The sequence below is a fragment of the Chryseobacterium sp. HNCC26DJ240 genome, assembly GCF_057180485.1.
Window position 1 is genome coordinate 217,826 of sequence record NZ_JBXUGK010000004.1, and the last position, 15,303, is coordinate 233,128.

A 15,303-nucleotide genomic window follows, 5' to 3' on the forward strand; every position below is an offset into this window, starting at 1 on the left:
TAGTAAATAGTTGTCTCCTTAAGTGATCAAGACGAGCGTATCTTCAAACACTTTTATTGATGATTTAGTTCGTTTAAGCCAAATTAAACAAGAATTGACTTTCAATAATTTAGGATTAAATTTCTTATAGTTGTAAAATTATTTGCAATATAATTTTAAACATTTAAAACAATCGAAATTTTCATAATTTGATTTTAGCTTACTTCGATTGTCTTTTAATTATAATTTTATTGATTATTTTCATTGTAGTAAACTTTACATTCAAATTCTAAAACTAATTTGCAATTTTGTAAATATGAAAACATTTAGTGATTTATCTGAATATAACAAATATCTGAATCTCTTAGGTCCTTTGCATCCTTTAATGGACAGCAGAGTGTGCAAACAGGCAATTCCTAATTTTCCTAAAACAAGCAAAGAAATTCAGGTTAATCTTTTTAAAATATCATTAAAGAAGAATTTCACGGGAGATATTAATTACGGAAACAATAAATACCATACAGAAAATGGCCTCATGCTTTTTAGTGAACCCGGACAAGTGGTTTCCTGGGATAGCCTAACGTTTTGGGATGGTTATGCTTTTGTTTTTCATCCTGATTTGATTAAGAAAAATCCTGTTTTTAATAGAATTCAACAGTACAAATATTTCAGCTACGAAATAAATGATGCTCTGTTTATGACAGAGAAGGAAGAGGAAACCATTACATGGCTTTTTACAAAGATTCATTATGAGTTGATTGAAAATAAAAGCAATGCCAATATCGATGTGATTTTATCTTTGCTAAATGTAATTCTTACTTACGCAGAACTTTTCTACGAGAGACAATTTAAGGAAAAGTCTTTAGGTGAAATTTCAGTTAGCTCAAAAATAAAAATGCTTTTACAGGAACATTATCGTGACCTATCAGTAGCGGTTCAGAATATTCCGACTGTTTCATCGATTGCCGAAAAACTTCATCTTTCTTCCAATTATTTAACTGAGCTTGTGCGTACGGAAACAGGGAAAAGTACAATTACTATCATTCACGATTTTGTTGCAGAACAGGCCGAAATTTTATTACTTCAAACTGATTTGAATATCAGCGATGTAGCTTTCCGATTAGGATTTAGCAATGTGCCTTATTTTTCAAGGTTTTTTAGAAAGGTTAAAGGAATTTCCCCTACAGAAGTCAGGAATCAGAGAAAAGGATAACATATTCCACGATTTGTGTTAAAAATCAAAAGTCTGTCCGATTAATTTTGAACAGACAATAATTTATGTCTTAAGATTAACATTAATTAAAATTATTACTATGATTTTTACAACACAGAAAATAACAGAAAGCTATTGGAAAGTAGCCATTAATCATCCTCCGGTAAACGTATTCGACCCTGAATTTTCGGTTCAGTTAAGAACATTAATGGATGAATTGGAAGCCAACGAAAACTTAAAAGTAGTGGTTTTTGAAAGTTCCAACCCAGAATTTTATGTCGCTCACGCAGAATTGGTCAATATTTTTGATTTTCCCAAAGGTGAGGGAAAAACCGGACTTTCAAAATCCTGGCCCGATGTTGCAAAACGTCTCGAACAGGCTCCGTTTGTAAGCATTGCTTCTATCAGAGGAAGAGCGAGAGGTTTGGGAAGCGAGTTTATTCAGGCTTTTGATATGCGTTTTGCAAGCAAGGAAAAAGCCGTTTTTGCACAGCCCGAAATCGGAATCGGTTCTTTTCCCGGCGGTGGCGGATTGGAGCGTCTTCATCTTTTAACAGGAAAAGCCAGAGCTCTGGAAATTATTCTGAGCGGAGACGATTATGATGCCCAAACTGCAGCTGATTATGGTTGGATTAACCGTGCATTTCCCGATAATGAATTGGATGCATTTGTAGAAAATTTAGCTAAAAGAATCGATTCATTTGATTTGAAAATCATCAAGAAAATAAAGGCAACGATGAACGAAAGAGTGATTATTCCTAAAAATAAACATATTATGGAAACGCAAATAGCCTTCTTCGCATCATTAACAGAGCCTGAAGCAAGAACCAGAATTAAAAAACTCTTAGACCAGGGATTACAGACCTATGGCGATGTCGAACTTAATCTTGGAAAATATTTATAACCAGATAAAACTTCCGTAATTCTGTGCTATTCTTCCGCTGATTTGAGCTACAAGATTGGCTCTGATACGAGATAACTTTGTCCTATCAAAATTAAAAAACAAAACAATTAAAATTTTTAAAAATGGAAAAGACAATTTTTATCACAGGAGCATCAAGAGGATTCGGAAAACTTTGGACAGAAGCATTCCTTAAAAGAGGTGACAAAGTAGCGGCAACATCAAGAAATATTGAGGCTTACAAGGATTTGGCAGAACAATATCCTGAAACTTTCCTTCCTATTTCTTTGGATATCACAGACAGAGAAGCGGTTTTTGAAGCAGTAAATAAAGCGAAGAATCATTTCGGAAGTCTGGATGTTGTTATTAATAACGCCGGTTATGGCGTTTTTGGAGCAGTGGAAGAAGTGGGAGAGAAAGTAACAAAAGATGTTTTTGAAGCCAATGTCTTCGGGACACTTTGGGTAACGCAGGCGGCTTTACCGATTTTCAGAGCGCAGGGAAATGGTCACGTGATTCAGTTATCAAGTGTTTTGGGCGTTTGGAGTTTGCCGACTTTAGGAATTTATAATGCTACAAAATTTGCAGTGGAAGGTTTCAGCGAAGCTTTGGCAACAGAAGTGAAAGACTTCGGAATTCACGTTACGATGATTGAGCCCAACGGCTATACTACAGATTTTGGCGGAAGTTCAGCGGTTCACGGCGATGCTATTCCTGCTTATAATGCTTTGAAATCAAGCTTGGGAGAAGCTGAAGGTCTGTTGCCCGAAGATTATGGAAAACCAGAAGCAACGGTTCCTGCGATTTTAAAATTAATTGATAGCGAGAATCCGCCATTACGTCTATTCTTGGGAAAAGTGGGATTAAGAAAAACAGAAAGAGTGTACGCCGAAAAACTTCAGGTCTGGAACGACTGGAAAGAAGTTTCCGAAGCAGCTCACGGATAAGTCAGTTACTATACAAAACAGAAGTGCTTGTCATTTCTGTTTTTTTATTTATTAAATTTGATAACGACTAATAATCTTCTTATTGAAGAAAATATTAACCAATTAAATATGGAAAAAATCAATCATTATAAAAGCATCGTAGAATTACACGAGAAAAAGTGGATTCGAACCTCCGAAAAATCCTCTTTTGAGTTTGATGACCTGCAAAGAATTAATGACCTATTCTGTCGGGGAAGACCGGTTTACAGGAGATTTTTATATGATTGGTTTAAAGAAAATCAAATCTGGTTATGTTTTATACGGAAAAACAAAATATGACCACAACAATGGTTCGGCGGTTTTTATGAAACCAAGACAAATCATTGAAGTTCGCAATGTTCAGTTTGCTGAAAAAGGCTTTGTAATGTTTTTCCACGAAGATTATCTGTCGGGACATCCGCTGAATGAGCAAATTAAAAAGTACGGTTATTTTGAATATGAAATTAATGAAGCCCTTCACATTTCGCCTTCGGAAGAGGTGATTATGTGGGAACTATATGAGAAAATCAGAAGAGAGTATGAGGAAAACTCTGATGAATTCAGCAGGGAAATTATCCTCTCTCATATCGATTCTATTTTAAAATATTCTGACCGTTTTTACAAAAGGCAGTTCATAGACCGAAGCATAAATGTTTCAGGAACGATGGTGAAAAAATTCCTGACGGTTCTAGATGATTATTTCAAAGCTAACAAACATATTGAAGACGGTTTGCCAAGCGTTAATTTTATGGCCAATCAATTGGCAGTTTCTTCCCGTTATCTCAGTGATATTTTGAAACAGGAAACCGGAAAAACTGCCTTGGAACACGTTCATATTTACTTGATTAAAGAAGCTAAAAATCTGTTGCTGAGTTCGGAAAGCAATGTTGCAGGAATTGCCTATGATTTAGGCTTTGAAAGTCCGTCTTACTTTACCAGATTATTCAAAAAAGTGGTTGGGGTAACGCCCGTTCAATATAAAAAGGAAGCGGTTAAGTAGTTTTAAATATTTTTAATTCTGCTCAGGAAACTGTTTCCTGAAATGCAGCGGAGAAATTCCGGCTTTGGTTTTAAAAATTTTGGTAAAGTGGGAGGGATGTTCAAAACCGAGTTCGTAAGCAATTTCGCTTACCGATTTTGTAGTTCCCAAAAGTATATTTTTTGCTTTGTCAACCAATTTCAGATGAATGTGCTCTATCGTCGTTTTGCCTGTGAATTTACTGAGCAAATCTGATAAATAGTTAGAAGAAAGATTCAGTTTTTCGGCGAAATATTTTACTTCGGCAATCCCTTTTTCAATCAATTGTTCATCATTAAAATAATCATTAAGGAGAATTTCAAAACGCTGGGTCACATCATTTCCGGTTTTGTTTCGGGTAAAAAACTGTCGGTCATAAAATCTATCAGAATAATTCAAAAGCATTTCAATTTGATTTAAAATTAAACCTTGAGTGTGGCGATCGATATTCTGGGAATATTCTTTTTTAATTCTTACAATGACCTCATCAAGCAAAATTTTTTCATCTTCCGAAATGTGAAGCGCTTCATTACTTTCGTACTGGAAAAAGCTATAATTCTGAATTTTTTTGCCTAAATCTGAACCGTAAATAAAATCAGGATGAAATGCCAGAAACCATCCTTCTTCAATCTCTGTATCTGCACTCGGGCTCATCACCTGATTCGGAGCCGTAAACATCAAAGTCCCTTCCTGAAAATCATAATTTGAACGTCCGTATTTTAAACTTCCTTTAAATTTTTTGTAAACAATCGTGTACAAATCAAGGCTGTACAGATAGTCTGCAAAATTTTCGTCGGAACGGCTTACGTTTTTCAAATCAATCACTGTAATCAAAGGATGTTTCGGACTTCCATAATTGTAAAAAAGATGAAGGTCTGCAACAGATTTTATGGAAATAAAAGCTTCTGGCATTTTCCTGATTTTAGTTAAAATTAAAGTTTTCTAATGATTAATTCTGCATCAGTCTCATAAAATCTTCTTCGGAATTTTTGTTTTTCAAATCGATATAAAACTGCGCATCTTCGCCAATCACATATCTTAATTTGGAAAGTTTGTCCGTTGCAGCACCGAAAATAGTTTCTGCAACTTCTTCTGCGCTCGCTTTTGGAAGATGTTCTGTACGTTTGGTGAATTTCGGGATAAATGCTGCCAATTTCGTATTGTATTCTTCAATTGTGTTCTGAATCATCTCGATTCCGCTTCTGAAATTGGTGGCGATACTGCCCGGTTCTACGATTTTTACATCAATTCCAAATGAGGAAACCTCAAAGTGTAAAGCTTCGGAAAATCCCTCTACTGCAAATTTCGAGCTGTTGTATAAACTGGCAAACGGCCCCGCTGTAATTCCTCCAAACGAAGAAATATTAATGATTGTTCCTTTTTTCTGAGTTCGCATTATCGGTAAGATGGCTTTGGTAACATTCATCAGACCAAAAACATTGACTTCAAACTGTTTCTGAATCTGTTCAGGATTTGAAGATTCGAAAACGCCCATCAATCCATAGCCTGCGCTGTTTAACAAAACATCAATCGAACCGAATGTTTCTGTTGCTTTTGTTATCGGTTCCTGAATTTGCTGTGGATTTGTGACATCCAGTTTTACCAATAGAACATTTTCAAGAAGATTCAGTTCTTTTTCGTTTTCCGGCGAACGCATTGCAGCGATGACATTCCATCCGTTTTGCTGAAATAATTTTGCGGATGCTTTTCCCAATCCCGATGATGCACCGGTGATGAATACTGTATTTTTCATAATGAATTTGTTTAAAATTTCTTAGACAAAGTTCCGATAAGCAAACACGAATCGCTTGTCGATTTTACGGAATGTCTTATACATTTCTACGATTTCGGTTGGGTAATTCTGTGCTATTCTTCCGCTGAAATGAACTACACTTTAGGCTGTAAGCCGAGCTAACTTTGTATCAACAAAACGAAACAATTTAATAACACTTTAAAATTTAAAAAATGGAAACCTCAACTCAAACATTGGTAAATAAAGTTTTAGCCGCTCACGGAATCAACAGCGCTGCAGAATTTCAGACGGTAAAAATCCACACCCAAATCGGTGGTGCGGTCTGGGGAATGAAAGGACACGAAAATGCATTGAGCGATGTACAGTTTGTCGGTTCTTTAAAAGAGCAGAAAAGCATATGGGAAAATATTTTTAAAGAAAATTATACCTCATCTTTTGAACCCGGAAAAGTTCAGTTATTTGACGAAAACGGACAACTTATAGAATCTTTGGAAAACCCGAGAGAATCGTTCAAAGGTCATACCGTGGAAACGCCTTGGACAAGAGCTCAGCTTATTTATTTCTCCAGTTATGCAACCTGGAATTACGCAACGGCTCCTTTTAATTTTCTGGTTCCTGGAGTGGAAATCAATCATCTTGGATTTTGGAATGAAAACGGTGAAATATTGGATAGGCTGGAAGTGATTTATCCCGATAGTTTCGCTACTCACAGCAAACGACAGATATTTTATTTTAATGAAGACGGACTTTTAAAACGTCACGACTATTGGCCTGCAGTTTTGGGCGGCTCTTCTGCAGCACAGATTATTGAAGATTACAAAGAATTTGAAGGCATAAAAACCGGAACAAAAAGAAATATTTATGTTTTGAATGATGAAGATAGCTCTTACAACAAAGACTTTGTATTGGTTTCTATCGATATTCTGGATGTAAAATTTGAAAAATAAATTATAAAAAATAACATTAAAAATCATAAAAAAATGAAAACAATTTCAGTACCCGAAAAAGGGCAATTAAGTTTTACTGCACAGAGTATTTTAGAATCTGTAGAGAAAAAAATGGGGAAAATTCCCAATTTGTATGCAACTATTGGTTATTCGTCATCCGCTTTAAAATCGATGTTGGAAACCGAAGCATCTTTGGCGCACGACTCATCTTTTACAGCGAAAGAAAGAGAAGCTATTAATCTAGTCGTTTCGCAAGTCAACGAATGTGATTACTGTTTGGCGGCGCACACGACTTTAGCGAAAATGAGAGGCTTTACAGAAGAAGATACGCTGGAAATAAGAAAAGGAAGTTTTTCTGAGGCAAAATTAGATGCTGCGATTAAGTTGGCTCACTCCATCGCAAACAATAAAGGAAATGCAGGAAACGGAGCTTTAGAAAATTTCTTCAACACCGGATACGACGAAAAAGCTTTGATTGAATTGACTGCTTTGGTAGCATTGAGAAGCTTTACCAACTATGTATTTGCCAATACACAGATTCCTATTGATTTTCCTCTGGCACAAGCTATTTAAGAAGTGTTTTAATATAAGTATTTAGTTTTAAGTGTAAGCCTTTCGGATGTATTTTCGGGAGGCTTTTTTTATTTGTAAATTTTTTCCAAAACGTATTTCTGTGCTATTTTTCAGCTAAAATGAGCTACCTGTTCCGTTGGGTTTGATGATAACTTTGCTTCATTAAATAACACTAAAAAATTAAAACAATGAGTGAAATAGTTTTTATCACAGGAGCATCAAAAGGATTCGGAAAATTATGGGCTGAAGCACTTTTGGAAAGAGGAGACAAAGTAGCAGCAACAGCAAGAAATATTGCTGCATTACAAGATTTGAAAGATAAATACGGCGACAATATTTTGCCTTTAAAGCTTGATGTCAACAACCGTTCAGAAGTTTTTGAAGTAACGGAACAGGTAGAAAAATATTTCGGAAGAATTGATGTCTTGATTAACAATGCAGGTTTTGGTTTATTCGGAACAACGGAAGAAACAACAGAACAGCAGGCGAGAGAACAGATGGAAACCAATTTTTTCGGTTCGCTTTGGGTAGCACAAGCTGTTTTACCCGTGATGAGAAAGCAAAAAAGCGGACATATTATTCAGATTTCCAGCTTTTTGGGATTAACGACTTTACCGCTTTTAGGATTGTACAACGCTTCAAAATTTGCAGTGGAAGGATTGATTGAAACCATTGGCTCGGAAACGGCACATTTGGGAATCAAAACCACTTTAATTGAACCTAACGGATTTGCAACGGATTGGGCAGGAGCTTCTGCGGTTCAGACTTCTTCGGATATTGCAGATTACAATCCTGTACGTGAAGCATTTGCGGAAACAGGCGAAAATCCTGACACTTGGGGAAAACCGGAAGCGACAGTAGAACCTGTTTTGAATCTTATTGACAATCAAAATCCTCCACAACGATTATTGTTTGGGAAAATTGCTTATCACGTTGTGAACGAGGTTTACACAAAAAGATTAGACGAAATCCAAAACTGGAAAGAGGTGAGTATTGCGGCTCACGGTCATTAATTAAATTTAAAATCTAAATCGGCGGAAAAATAACAATGTTTTTTTGTGCTAAAGTTCCGCTGATTTGTGAAATTAATTCTAGCCAAAAATTCTCAACTTTGAATTATTAAATAACAAAACAAAATCTCAATACTTATGAAAACGATAGCCTTAAACGCAGAAACACAATTTGCAGAAATCAACAACAACAACAACAACAACAACAACAACAACAAAATTGCTTACAGACAATTCGGAAATGGCGCTCCCTTGTTCTTTGTGAACAGATTCAGAGGAATTATGGACACTTGGGACCCCTTGTTTTTAGATTCTTTGGCAGAAAAAAATACCGTTATTCTTTTTGATTATCCGGGAATCGGAAGTTCAGAAGGAGAGTTGCCTTTGGATATTGTAGAAGTGGCAAGTACGGTTCCGGCTTTGGCAGACCATTTGGGAATCGATAAGTTTAATGTTTTGGGTTGGTCTTATGGCGGATTGGTGGCGCAGGCTGTTACTTTTCAGAATCAGGACAGGGTTTTGAATACCATTTTAATTGGAACAAATCCTCCGGGAGAAAATGCAGTTCCAATAGAACAGGTGTTTTTTGACCACGCTTTAAAACCAATTAATGATTTGGAAGATGAATATTATCTGTTCTTTGAGCCGGCTTCCGAAAAAAGCAGACAGGCAGCCCAGGAATCTCACGACAGAATCGGGCAGAGATTAGAGCGTTCGTTGATTCCTTCTACAATGGAAGTTTTCCAGAGATATATTGCGGGTTCGGGAACAATGAAAGAAGATAAACTGAACTTTAGAGAAGGCTACAAAACATTGAAATCTCCCGTTTTGGTTATTTCCGGGGACCACGACATCAGCTTTGCGACAGAAAACTGGTTTCCGTTATTGAAAAATGCACCTACAATGCAGCATATTATTTTGAATGACGCGGGGCACGGTCCTCAACATCAGCATCCGGAACTTACGGCAGGATATATCAACCTTTTTTTAGGATAATAGTAAATCCTGTTTCCGGTAAATTATTTTAACTTAGATAAAATTAAACCGATGCAACATTACAAAACCCTTACCGAATTACATTTGGGTAATCATTGGGACGCTCCGGAACATCCGCTTTTCAGTATGATTGGCTGTCAGTCGGAGTGTAAATTGGGGAACAGAGAGTTTACCACAGATTGTTATGTGATAGCTTTCAAGAAAATAAAATCAGGGATTTTTATGTACGGCCGCACACCGTATGACCACGACAACGGCTGTCTGTTTTTTGCGAAACCGAGACAGATTATCGAGATGAAAAATCTTGAGTTTGAAGAAAAAGGCTATATGCTGATGATTCACGAAGATTATCTGAATGGCCACGAGCTTTTCAAGGAAATTGAAAAATACAGTTTCTTTGATTATGAAGTGACAGAAGCTTTGCATCTTTCTCCAAAAGAAGAGCAGATTATCCTAGAGCTTCAATCGAAAATTCAGGGAGAATATTTTAATAATCCTGATGAATACAGCCGTGAGATTATCTTAAGTCATATTTCATCGATTCTAAAATATGCGCAGCGATATTACAAAAGACAGTTTATCGACCGAGCGCAAGTGACTGGAAAGACAGCTTCAAAATTCAATGATGCGTTGAGAAAATACATCAGCGAAGGTTTATTGGAGAAAAACGGACTTCCGAATGTCGCATTTTTAGCCGACCAGCTTTTTGTTTCGCCAAGATATTTAAGTGATTTATTAAAGCAGGAAACAGGAAAAACCGCAATGGAACTCATTCATATTTTTATGATTTCTGAAGCGAAAAACCTATTGAGATTAGGAGAAAAAGGAGTTGCTGAAATCGCTTATGAATTAGGCTTTGAAAATGCCTCTTATTTCACAAGATTATTCAAAAAACAGACGGGAATGAAGCCTTTGGAATTCAGGAAGTCGCAGATGAATTAAGAGCTCGTTGAATACTTTTGACGATTTGTCAATTCGAGTGTTTTTTCGCAACAAAGTGAAGAAAAAATGTATTGAGAATTAATCTTAATTTTGAGGATTTAAGGTCATTAGAATTAATCAAAATAAAAGTCACAGGAAAGTAAAAACTACTTTCCTGTGACTTTTTTTCTATGTTCCAGTCCCCAGTCTTTCATCGCCATAATGACTTTTTCCAGAGACAGGCCGTGTTCTGTGATTTCGTATTCTACCGTTGGTGGAAACGTGTCGTGTACGGTTCTGGTAATTAAAAGATTTGTCTCCAATTCTTTTAGTTCTTTTGATAAAACCTTATCGGTTATTTTGGGAATTTCTCTTGCAAGCTCTCTAAATCTTTTACTTCCAAAAGATAAAGAAACGATAATCGGCAATTTCCATTTTCCTTTTAGTATCTCTAATGCGTCCTGTATGGGAAGCATTATTTCCATACAGGTTTTTTGTTCAGTACCGTCAGTTACTCTAGCCATAATAATCCATTGCTTACTTAAAAGATAGTGCTATCAAAAAGGATAGTAATATCTTTTAGATAGTTACTTGCTTTAATTTTGTATCAACAAATTTATAAAAAAATGAATACAATCAACAGTATTAAAAATTCTGGATATTTTAAATTCCAATTAGGACAACTTCATTTGGCTGTGATTACAGATGGAGTCATAGAGATTGAAAACATTCAGCCAATGTTTGCTCCAAATATTGAGAAAGAGGAGCTCAGAAATTTTTTAAATGAAAGTAGGCTTCTTGAGGACAAATTAGAATTGGCAGGCAATATTCTTCTAGTAATGAATGGAGAAAGGAACATTCTTATCGATACAGGGAGCGGTGTACTCTTATCTCCTTCCACTGGAAAATTAATTGAAAACCTTAAGAATTTAGGAGTCAGCCCTCAGGATATCACGGATATTGTCTTTACACACGCCCATCCTGATCATATTGGAGGTGTTGTTGATAAAGACGGAAAATTAGTTTTTGAGAATGCTGATTATTACATTTCAGAAACAGAATATAACTTTTGGATGTCTGATGAACCTGATTTTTCAAAAGGTACAAAGAATCAGTTTTCAGATTTTGAAATTCAGTTTGCAAGAGACCATTTCAAGCCAATTGGTGCAAAACTTAATTTTTATTTAGATGACGCTAATCTTTTTGGCTTTCTTAAATTGGAACACGCTCCGGGTCACACACCGGGTCATACAATAATTACTATTTCATCCGAAGGAGAAGAATTGATACATATCGCTGATACTTTTCAGCATATTATGTTGATAGAGCATCCGGAATGGGGTAATCAAATTGATTCCGATTTTGAACTGGGTATTGAAACACGTAAAGCAGTTCTAGAAAAATTAGCATCTACAAAACAACTTCTTTTCGGAGACCATTTGCCTTTTCCCGGTTTAGGTTTTATTGAAAAAAATGAAAAAAGTTATCGCTTTGTTCCGAAAGCTTTTTATACAGTTTAGAATTAAATCCTTCCATTGCGAAGGATTTTTCATTTTCTGTAAATCTGTGCTATTCTTATCCCGAAATGGACTATTTATTCAGCCGTAATGCTTCTACCTTTGACTTATCAAAATCATTGAAAATCAAACTAAAATGAAAAATAAATCCAATCTTCTTACCTTATTTCTTTTCTTCGGAATTGCGAACGCACAATTAGAAAAAGCAGCAACATCAGATATCGTCTGGAATGGTGTTACAACTAGTTCGGACGGAAGAATCTTCGTTAATTTCCCAAGAATCGAGGGCGATAAAGGAATGAGAATCGGAGAAGTTCTGAAAAACGGAAAAATCATTCCCTATCCAAATGAAGATTGGAACAATTGGGAATCGGGAGCTGATGTGAATGAGAAATTCATAAGAACCAATTCACTGAGAATAGGACCGGACGGTTTGCTTTGGATTGTCGATACGGGAACGCCTTCGATGGGAGAAAATCCTATATCAGGAAATGCTTTGAAACTGGTTTCTATCAATACTAAAACCAATACCGTTCAGCAGATTATTCCACTTTCAGGAATTGCAAAACCTTCGACTTTTATTGATGATTTAAGGATTTCTGGAAATACCATTTATCTCACTGATGCAGGCGAACCGGCTTTAATTATTTTGGATAAAACAACAGGAAAAGGCAGAAGAGTTTTGGAAAATCACCCTTCAACCACCGATAATTTACCCATAAAAGCAAAAGGGAAAATTATGAAAGATGAAAAAGGAAATGAAGTGAGAATCCACGCAGACCAATTGGAGATTTCTCCCGATGGAAAATGGTTGTATTTCCAGCCTGCAAGCGGTCCGCTTTGGAGAGTGGAAACGCAATATTTGAATGATGAAAATATATCTGAAAAAGATTTAGCTTCCAAAGTAGAATTATTCTATAAAACCCCATCAACAGGAGGAACAGCCATTGATGCAGACGGAAATATCTATGTAAGCGATGTAAATAAAAGTGAAATCATCAAAATATCACAGGAAGGAAAAGAAAGTCTGGTCATTAAAGACAGAAGATTGCTTTGGGCAGATGCTTTATGGATTGATGACAATGGATATCTATGGATTCCGACAGGTCAGCTGAATCGTTTGGCGGCATTTCAAAACGGAAAAAGTAAAGTGAAATTTCCTGTTGTGATTTATAAGCTAAAAATCAATGCAAAACCACAACGAAATTGAAATTATTTCAAGATTTAAATTCAAAAATAAATAACATTAAAAAATCCCAACATTATGAAAGCAATTGTATTAAAAGAAGCCGGAAACGTAGAAAATTTAGAATACGTAAAAGTGGTAAAACCAACCATTAACGAAGGCGAAGTTTTAGTAAAAGTTAAAGCCATCAGCATCAATCCTGTAGATGTAAAAAGCCGTGCCGGAAAAGGCGTTTACGGAAGAATAAAAACAGAAAATCCATTGATTTTGGGTTGGGATATTTCAGGAATTGTGGAAGAAACTAAAAGCTCAGATTTTAAAGTGGGCGACGAGGTTTTCGGAATGGTCAATTTTCCCGGACACGGAAAAGCGTATGCAGAATATGTTGTTGCTCCAGCCAATCAACTGGCTTTAAAACCTAAAAATATCTCTTTTAAAGACGCTGCGGCTTCCACTTTGGTTGCGCTTACGGCGTATCAGGCTTTGGTTCACAATGCGAATATTCAGGAAGGTCAAAACGTCTTGGTTCACGCAGCTTCGGGTGGAGTGGGACATATCGCAGTGCAGATTGCCAAACAGCTAGGGGCGAAAGTGACAGGAACTTCTTCCTCAAAAAATAAAGATTTTGTCTTGAGTTTAGGCGCAGATTCCCATATCGATTATCACGGTTTTGAATGGAAATCAGCGGGCAGAACTTTTGATTTTGTGTTGGATACAATTGGCGGTGACAATATCGACCATTCTCTTGAAGTGACCAAAGAAGGCGGTTCTATCATCAGTATCCCGACAGGTTTGAATGAGCAGGTGACATCAAAGGCAGAATCTAAAGGCGTAAAAGGCTATTTCATTCTCGTACAATCCAGCGGTGAAGATATGAAACAAATTGCTTCTTTATTGGAAAGTGGAGCTGTAAAACCTCACGTTTCAAAAATATTTCCTTTCGAACAAATGAGAGAAGCGCATCTGGAACAAGAAACAGGAAGAACCGTTGGTAAAATCGTGGTGACTTTGTAATGTCATAATTTTTTATTTGGGCAACTAATCCGCCTTCCACTCCCGCTTTTTTGTTATTGCGAATCAAGTGAAGTCATTCGTTGAACGAGTTGGCAATCGCAATAACAAAAAGAGCTCCGTTCAAGTCGGGTTGCTGCAATTCGACGTTTTAAAATTAATAATAAAATCATCAAAATGAACTTAAAAAATATAGCAGTATTAGCAATGGCATTGGTTTCATTGGCCGCCTGTAAAGAATCTTCCAAAAAACCTAAACAAATATCTAATAATGAAATTTCAACAGAAAAAAGTGCACAGTTAGAAGAGGTTTTTTCTGACAGCTTGTATCAGTTAACGGGTGTTGCCGTTGCAAAAGATAATCGGGTTTTTGTGAATTATCCTTATTGGCTGGACACACATTCTTATTCAGTGGTTGAGGTGAAAGATGGGAAACAGGTTCCCTATCCCGATGCAGAATGGAACAGCTTCAAAAAAGGCGAAGACGGACAAAACAAATTTGTAACTGTACAGTCTGTAGTTACCGATGACAAAGGATTTCTTTGGGTAGTAGATGCTGCCGGAATCGGACTTGGAAAAGTGTATCAGCATAGCAGTAAAGTAGTCAAAATCAATTTAGCCAACAACAAAATTGAGAAAATTTACAGATTTCCTGAAAATGTGGTGAGCGAAGATGTTTACATCAATGATATCCGCGTGGATAATGAAAATGGTTTTGCTTATTTAAGCAATTCAAATATAGGTGGAATCGTGGTTTTGAATATTAAGACAGGAGAATCGAGATTGGTTTTATCCAATTCTCCTTCCGTAAAATCTGACCCGAATTATCATTTTTCTCCTTTGGGAACAGAGCTTAAAAAAGGTGATGGTTCTTTATTAAAAGTGAATTCAGATGGTATTGCACTGACTCCAGATAATCAATATGTATACTACAAACCACTTTCAGATAACCGTCTGTACAGAATTAAAACCGATTTGTTGAGAGATTTTAAAACAAATGAAGCCGTTTTAAACAAAAATGTAGAAGATTTAGGCAAATTCATCACGACAGACGGGATGATTTTCGATAAAAAAGGAAACCTGTATTTGGGAGATTTGGAGAAAAATTCAATTGTAAAAATCACGCCGGATTTGAAAATGCAGACGATTGTAAAAGATGATGAAAAACTGATTTGGCCGGACAGTTACAGTATTTCTGATGATGGATATTTATACATTTCCAATTCTCAGATTCAGCTGATGCCTTGGTTTCACGATGGGGCAGCGCAGTTTAAAAAGCCTTTTAAAGTGTTTAGAATTAAAATTTAAAATGC

General features: G+C 36.2%; 16 protein-coding genes. 13 read left to right on the forward strand and 3 right to left on the reverse strand.

Annotated features, from left to right (window positions below; translation table 11 throughout):
• Positions 1–295: 295 nt before the first annotated feature.
• From AC2A1G_RS09540 to AC2A1G_RS09555, 4 genes are all read left to right on the forward strand, one after another.
• On the forward strand, positions 296–1,192 hold the full coding sequence (locus AC2A1G_RS09540; RefSeq protein ID WP_484046689.1) for a helix-turn-helix domain-containing protein: 897 nt from the start codon (positions 296–298) through the stop codon (positions 1,190–1,192).
• Between the two features lie 100 nt (positions 1,193–1,292).
• The gene (locus tag AC2A1G_RS09545; protein ID WP_484046690.1) at positions 1,293–2,096 is read left to right on the forward strand and encodes an enoyl-CoA hydratase/isomerase family protein; all 804 of its coding nucleotides are present in this window, start codon (positions 1,293–1,295) and stop codon (positions 2,094–2,096) included.
• A 122-nt stretch (positions 2,097–2,218) separates the two neighbouring features.
• Positions 2,219–3,040 carry an SDR family NAD(P)-dependent oxidoreductase gene (locus AC2A1G_RS09550; protein WP_484046691.1) on the forward strand — a complete coding sequence of 274 codons (822 nt, stop codon included), beginning with the start codon at positions 2,219–2,221 and terminating at the stop codon, positions 3,038–3,040.
• Positions 3,041–3,236: 196 nt separating this feature from the next.
• Positions 3,237–4,058, forward strand: a complete 822-nt coding sequence (locus tag AC2A1G_RS09555; RefSeq protein WP_484046882.1) for a helix-turn-helix domain-containing protein — start codon at positions 3,237–3,239, stop codon at positions 4,056–4,058.
• A gap of 12 nt (positions 4,059–4,070) precedes the next feature.
• Here the strand turns inward: AC2A1G_RS09555 and AC2A1G_RS09560 are convergent, their stop codons facing one another.
• Both AC2A1G_RS09560 and AC2A1G_RS09565 read right to left on the reverse strand, forming a co-directional pair.
• Entirely contained in the window at positions 4,071–4,988 is a 918-nt protein-coding gene (locus AC2A1G_RS09560) for a helix-turn-helix domain-containing protein (protein ID WP_484046692.1), read from the reverse strand.
• 37 nt (positions 4,989–5,025) lie between these two features.
• Positions 5,026–5,829: an SDR family oxidoreductase gene (locus AC2A1G_RS09565; RefSeq protein WP_484046693.1), complete on the reverse strand. Its 804-nt coding sequence runs from the start codon at positions 5,827–5,829 to the stop codon at positions 5,026–5,028.
• Between the two features lie 212 nt (positions 5,830–6,041).
• Between AC2A1G_RS09565 and AC2A1G_RS09570 the strand changes: the two genes are divergently transcribed.
• The 5 genes from AC2A1G_RS09570 to AC2A1G_RS09590 all read left to right on the forward strand — a co-directional run bounded on the left by AC2A1G_RS09570 (position 6,042) and on the right by AC2A1G_RS09590 (position 10,297).
• Complete coding sequence (locus AC2A1G_RS09570; RefSeq protein WP_484046694.1) at positions 6,042–6,776, forward strand: hypothetical protein; 735 nt, start codon at positions 6,042–6,044, stop codon at positions 6,774–6,776.
• A 33-nt stretch (positions 6,777–6,809) separates the two neighbouring features.
• Positions 6,810–7,349 (forward strand): carboxymuconolactone decarboxylase family protein, encoded by a 540-nt coding sequence (locus AC2A1G_RS09575; RefSeq protein WP_484046695.1) that lies wholly within the window; start codon positions 6,810–6,812, stop codon positions 7,347–7,349.
• A gap of 188 nt (positions 7,350–7,537) precedes the next feature.
• Positions 7,538–8,362, forward strand: a complete 825-nt coding sequence (locus AC2A1G_RS09580) for an SDR family NAD(P)-dependent oxidoreductase (RefSeq protein WP_484046696.1) — start codon at positions 7,538–7,540, stop codon at positions 8,360–8,362.
• A gap of 135 nt (positions 8,363–8,497) precedes the next feature.
• A complete protein-coding gene (locus AC2A1G_RS09585) occupies positions 8,498–9,355 on the forward strand; it encodes an alpha/beta fold hydrolase (protein WP_484046697.1) in 858 nt (285 codons plus the stop codon).
• A 51-nt stretch (positions 9,356–9,406) separates the two neighbouring features.
• Positions 9,407–10,297, forward strand: coding sequence for a helix-turn-helix domain-containing protein (locus tag AC2A1G_RS09590; protein ID WP_484046698.1), 891 nt, complete (start codon positions 9,407–9,409; stop codon positions 10,295–10,297).
• Between the two features lie 146 nt (positions 10,298–10,443).
• Here AC2A1G_RS09590 and AC2A1G_RS09595 read toward each other — a convergent pair whose 3' ends face one another.
• Positions 10,444–10,800 carry a winged helix-turn-helix transcriptional regulator gene (locus tag AC2A1G_RS09595; protein WP_240199589.1) on the reverse strand — a complete coding sequence of 119 codons (357 nt, stop codon included), beginning with the start codon at positions 10,798–10,800 and terminating at the stop codon, positions 10,444–10,446.
• 102 nt (positions 10,801–10,902) lie between these two features.
• Here AC2A1G_RS09595 and AC2A1G_RS09600 point away from each other — a divergent pair, with 102 nt between their 5' ends.
• The 4 genes from AC2A1G_RS09600 (at position 10,903) to AC2A1G_RS09615 (ending at position 15,298) form a co-directional block, all read left to right on the forward strand.
• Entirely contained in the window at positions 10,903–11,796 is an 894-nt protein-coding gene (locus tag AC2A1G_RS09600; protein ID WP_484046699.1) for an MBL fold metallo-hydrolase, read from the forward strand.
• 133 nt (positions 11,797–11,929) lie between these two features.
• Positions 11,930–13,003, forward strand: coding sequence for an L-dopachrome tautomerase-related protein (locus AC2A1G_RS09605; protein WP_484046700.1), 1,074 nt, complete (start codon positions 11,930–11,932; stop codon positions 13,001–13,003).
• 54 nt (positions 13,004–13,057) lie between these two features.
• Positions 13,058–13,993, forward strand: a complete 936-nt coding sequence (locus tag AC2A1G_RS09610; RefSeq protein WP_484046701.1) for an NADP-dependent oxidoreductase — start codon at positions 13,058–13,060, stop codon at positions 13,991–13,993.
• Between the two features lie 174 nt (positions 13,994–14,167).
• On the forward strand, positions 14,168–15,298 hold the full coding sequence (locus AC2A1G_RS09615; RefSeq protein WP_484046702.1) for an L-dopachrome tautomerase-related protein: 1,131 nt from the start codon (positions 14,168–14,170) through the stop codon (positions 15,296–15,298).
• Positions 15,299–15,303 lie beyond the last annotated feature (5 nt).

Bases quoted from the DNA above. Each gene is read 5' to 3' on its own strand.
- AC2A1G_RS09585 (WP_484046697.1), top strand. From the start codon at position 8,498: ATGAAAACGATAGCCTTAAACGCAGAAACACAATTTGCAGAAATCAAC.
- AC2A1G_RS09550 (WP_484046691.1), top strand. From the start codon at position 2,219: ATGGAAAAGACAATTTTTATCACAGGAGCATCAAGAGGATTCGGAAAA.
- AC2A1G_RS09600 (WP_484046699.1), top strand. From the start codon at position 10,903: ATGAATACAATCAACAGTATTAAAAATTCTGGATATTTTAAATTCCAA.
- AC2A1G_RS09570 (WP_484046694.1), top strand. From the start codon at position 6,042: ATGGAAACCTCAACTCAAACATTGGTAAATAAAGTTTTAGCCGCTCAC.
- AC2A1G_RS09565 (WP_484046693.1), bottom strand. From the start codon at position 5,829: ATGAAAAATACAGTATTCATCACCGGTGCATCATCGGGATTGGGAAAA.
- AC2A1G_RS09555 (WP_484046882.1), top strand. From the start codon at position 3,237: ATGACCTGCAAAGAATTAATGACCTATTCTGTCGGGGAAGACCGGTTT.
- AC2A1G_RS09540 (WP_484046689.1), top strand. From the start codon at position 296: ATGAAAACATTTAGTGATTTATCTGAATATAACAAATATCTGAATCTC.
- AC2A1G_RS09590 (WP_484046698.1), top strand. From the start codon at position 9,407: ATGCAACATTACAAAACCCTTACCGAATTACATTTGGGTAATCATTGG.
- AC2A1G_RS09560 (WP_484046692.1), bottom strand. From the start codon at position 4,988: ATGCCAGAAGCTTTTATTTCCATAAAATCTGTTGCAGACCTTCATCTT.
- AC2A1G_RS09595 (WP_240199589.1), bottom strand. From the start codon at position 10,800: ATGGCTAGAGTAACTGACGGTACTGAACAAAAAACCTGTATGGAAATA.
- AC2A1G_RS09545 (WP_484046690.1), top strand. From the start codon at position 1,293: ATGATTTTTACAACACAGAAAATAACAGAAAGCTATTGGAAAGTAGCC.
- AC2A1G_RS09580 (WP_484046696.1), top strand. From the start codon at position 7,538: ATGAGTGAAATAGTTTTTATCACAGGAGCATCAAAAGGATTCGGAAAA.
- AC2A1G_RS09615 (WP_484046702.1), top strand. From the start codon at position 14,168: ATGAACTTAAAAAATATAGCAGTATTAGCAATGGCATTGGTTTCATTG.
- AC2A1G_RS09605 (WP_484046700.1), top strand. From the start codon at position 11,930: ATGAAAAATAAATCCAATCTTCTTACCTTATTTCTTTTCTTCGGAATT.
- AC2A1G_RS09610 (WP_484046701.1), top strand. From the start codon at position 13,058: ATGAAAGCAATTGTATTAAAAGAAGCCGGAAACGTAGAAAATTTAGAA.
- AC2A1G_RS09575 (WP_484046695.1), top strand. From the start codon at position 6,810: ATGAAAACAATTTCAGTACCCGAAAAAGGGCAATTAAGTTTTACTGCA.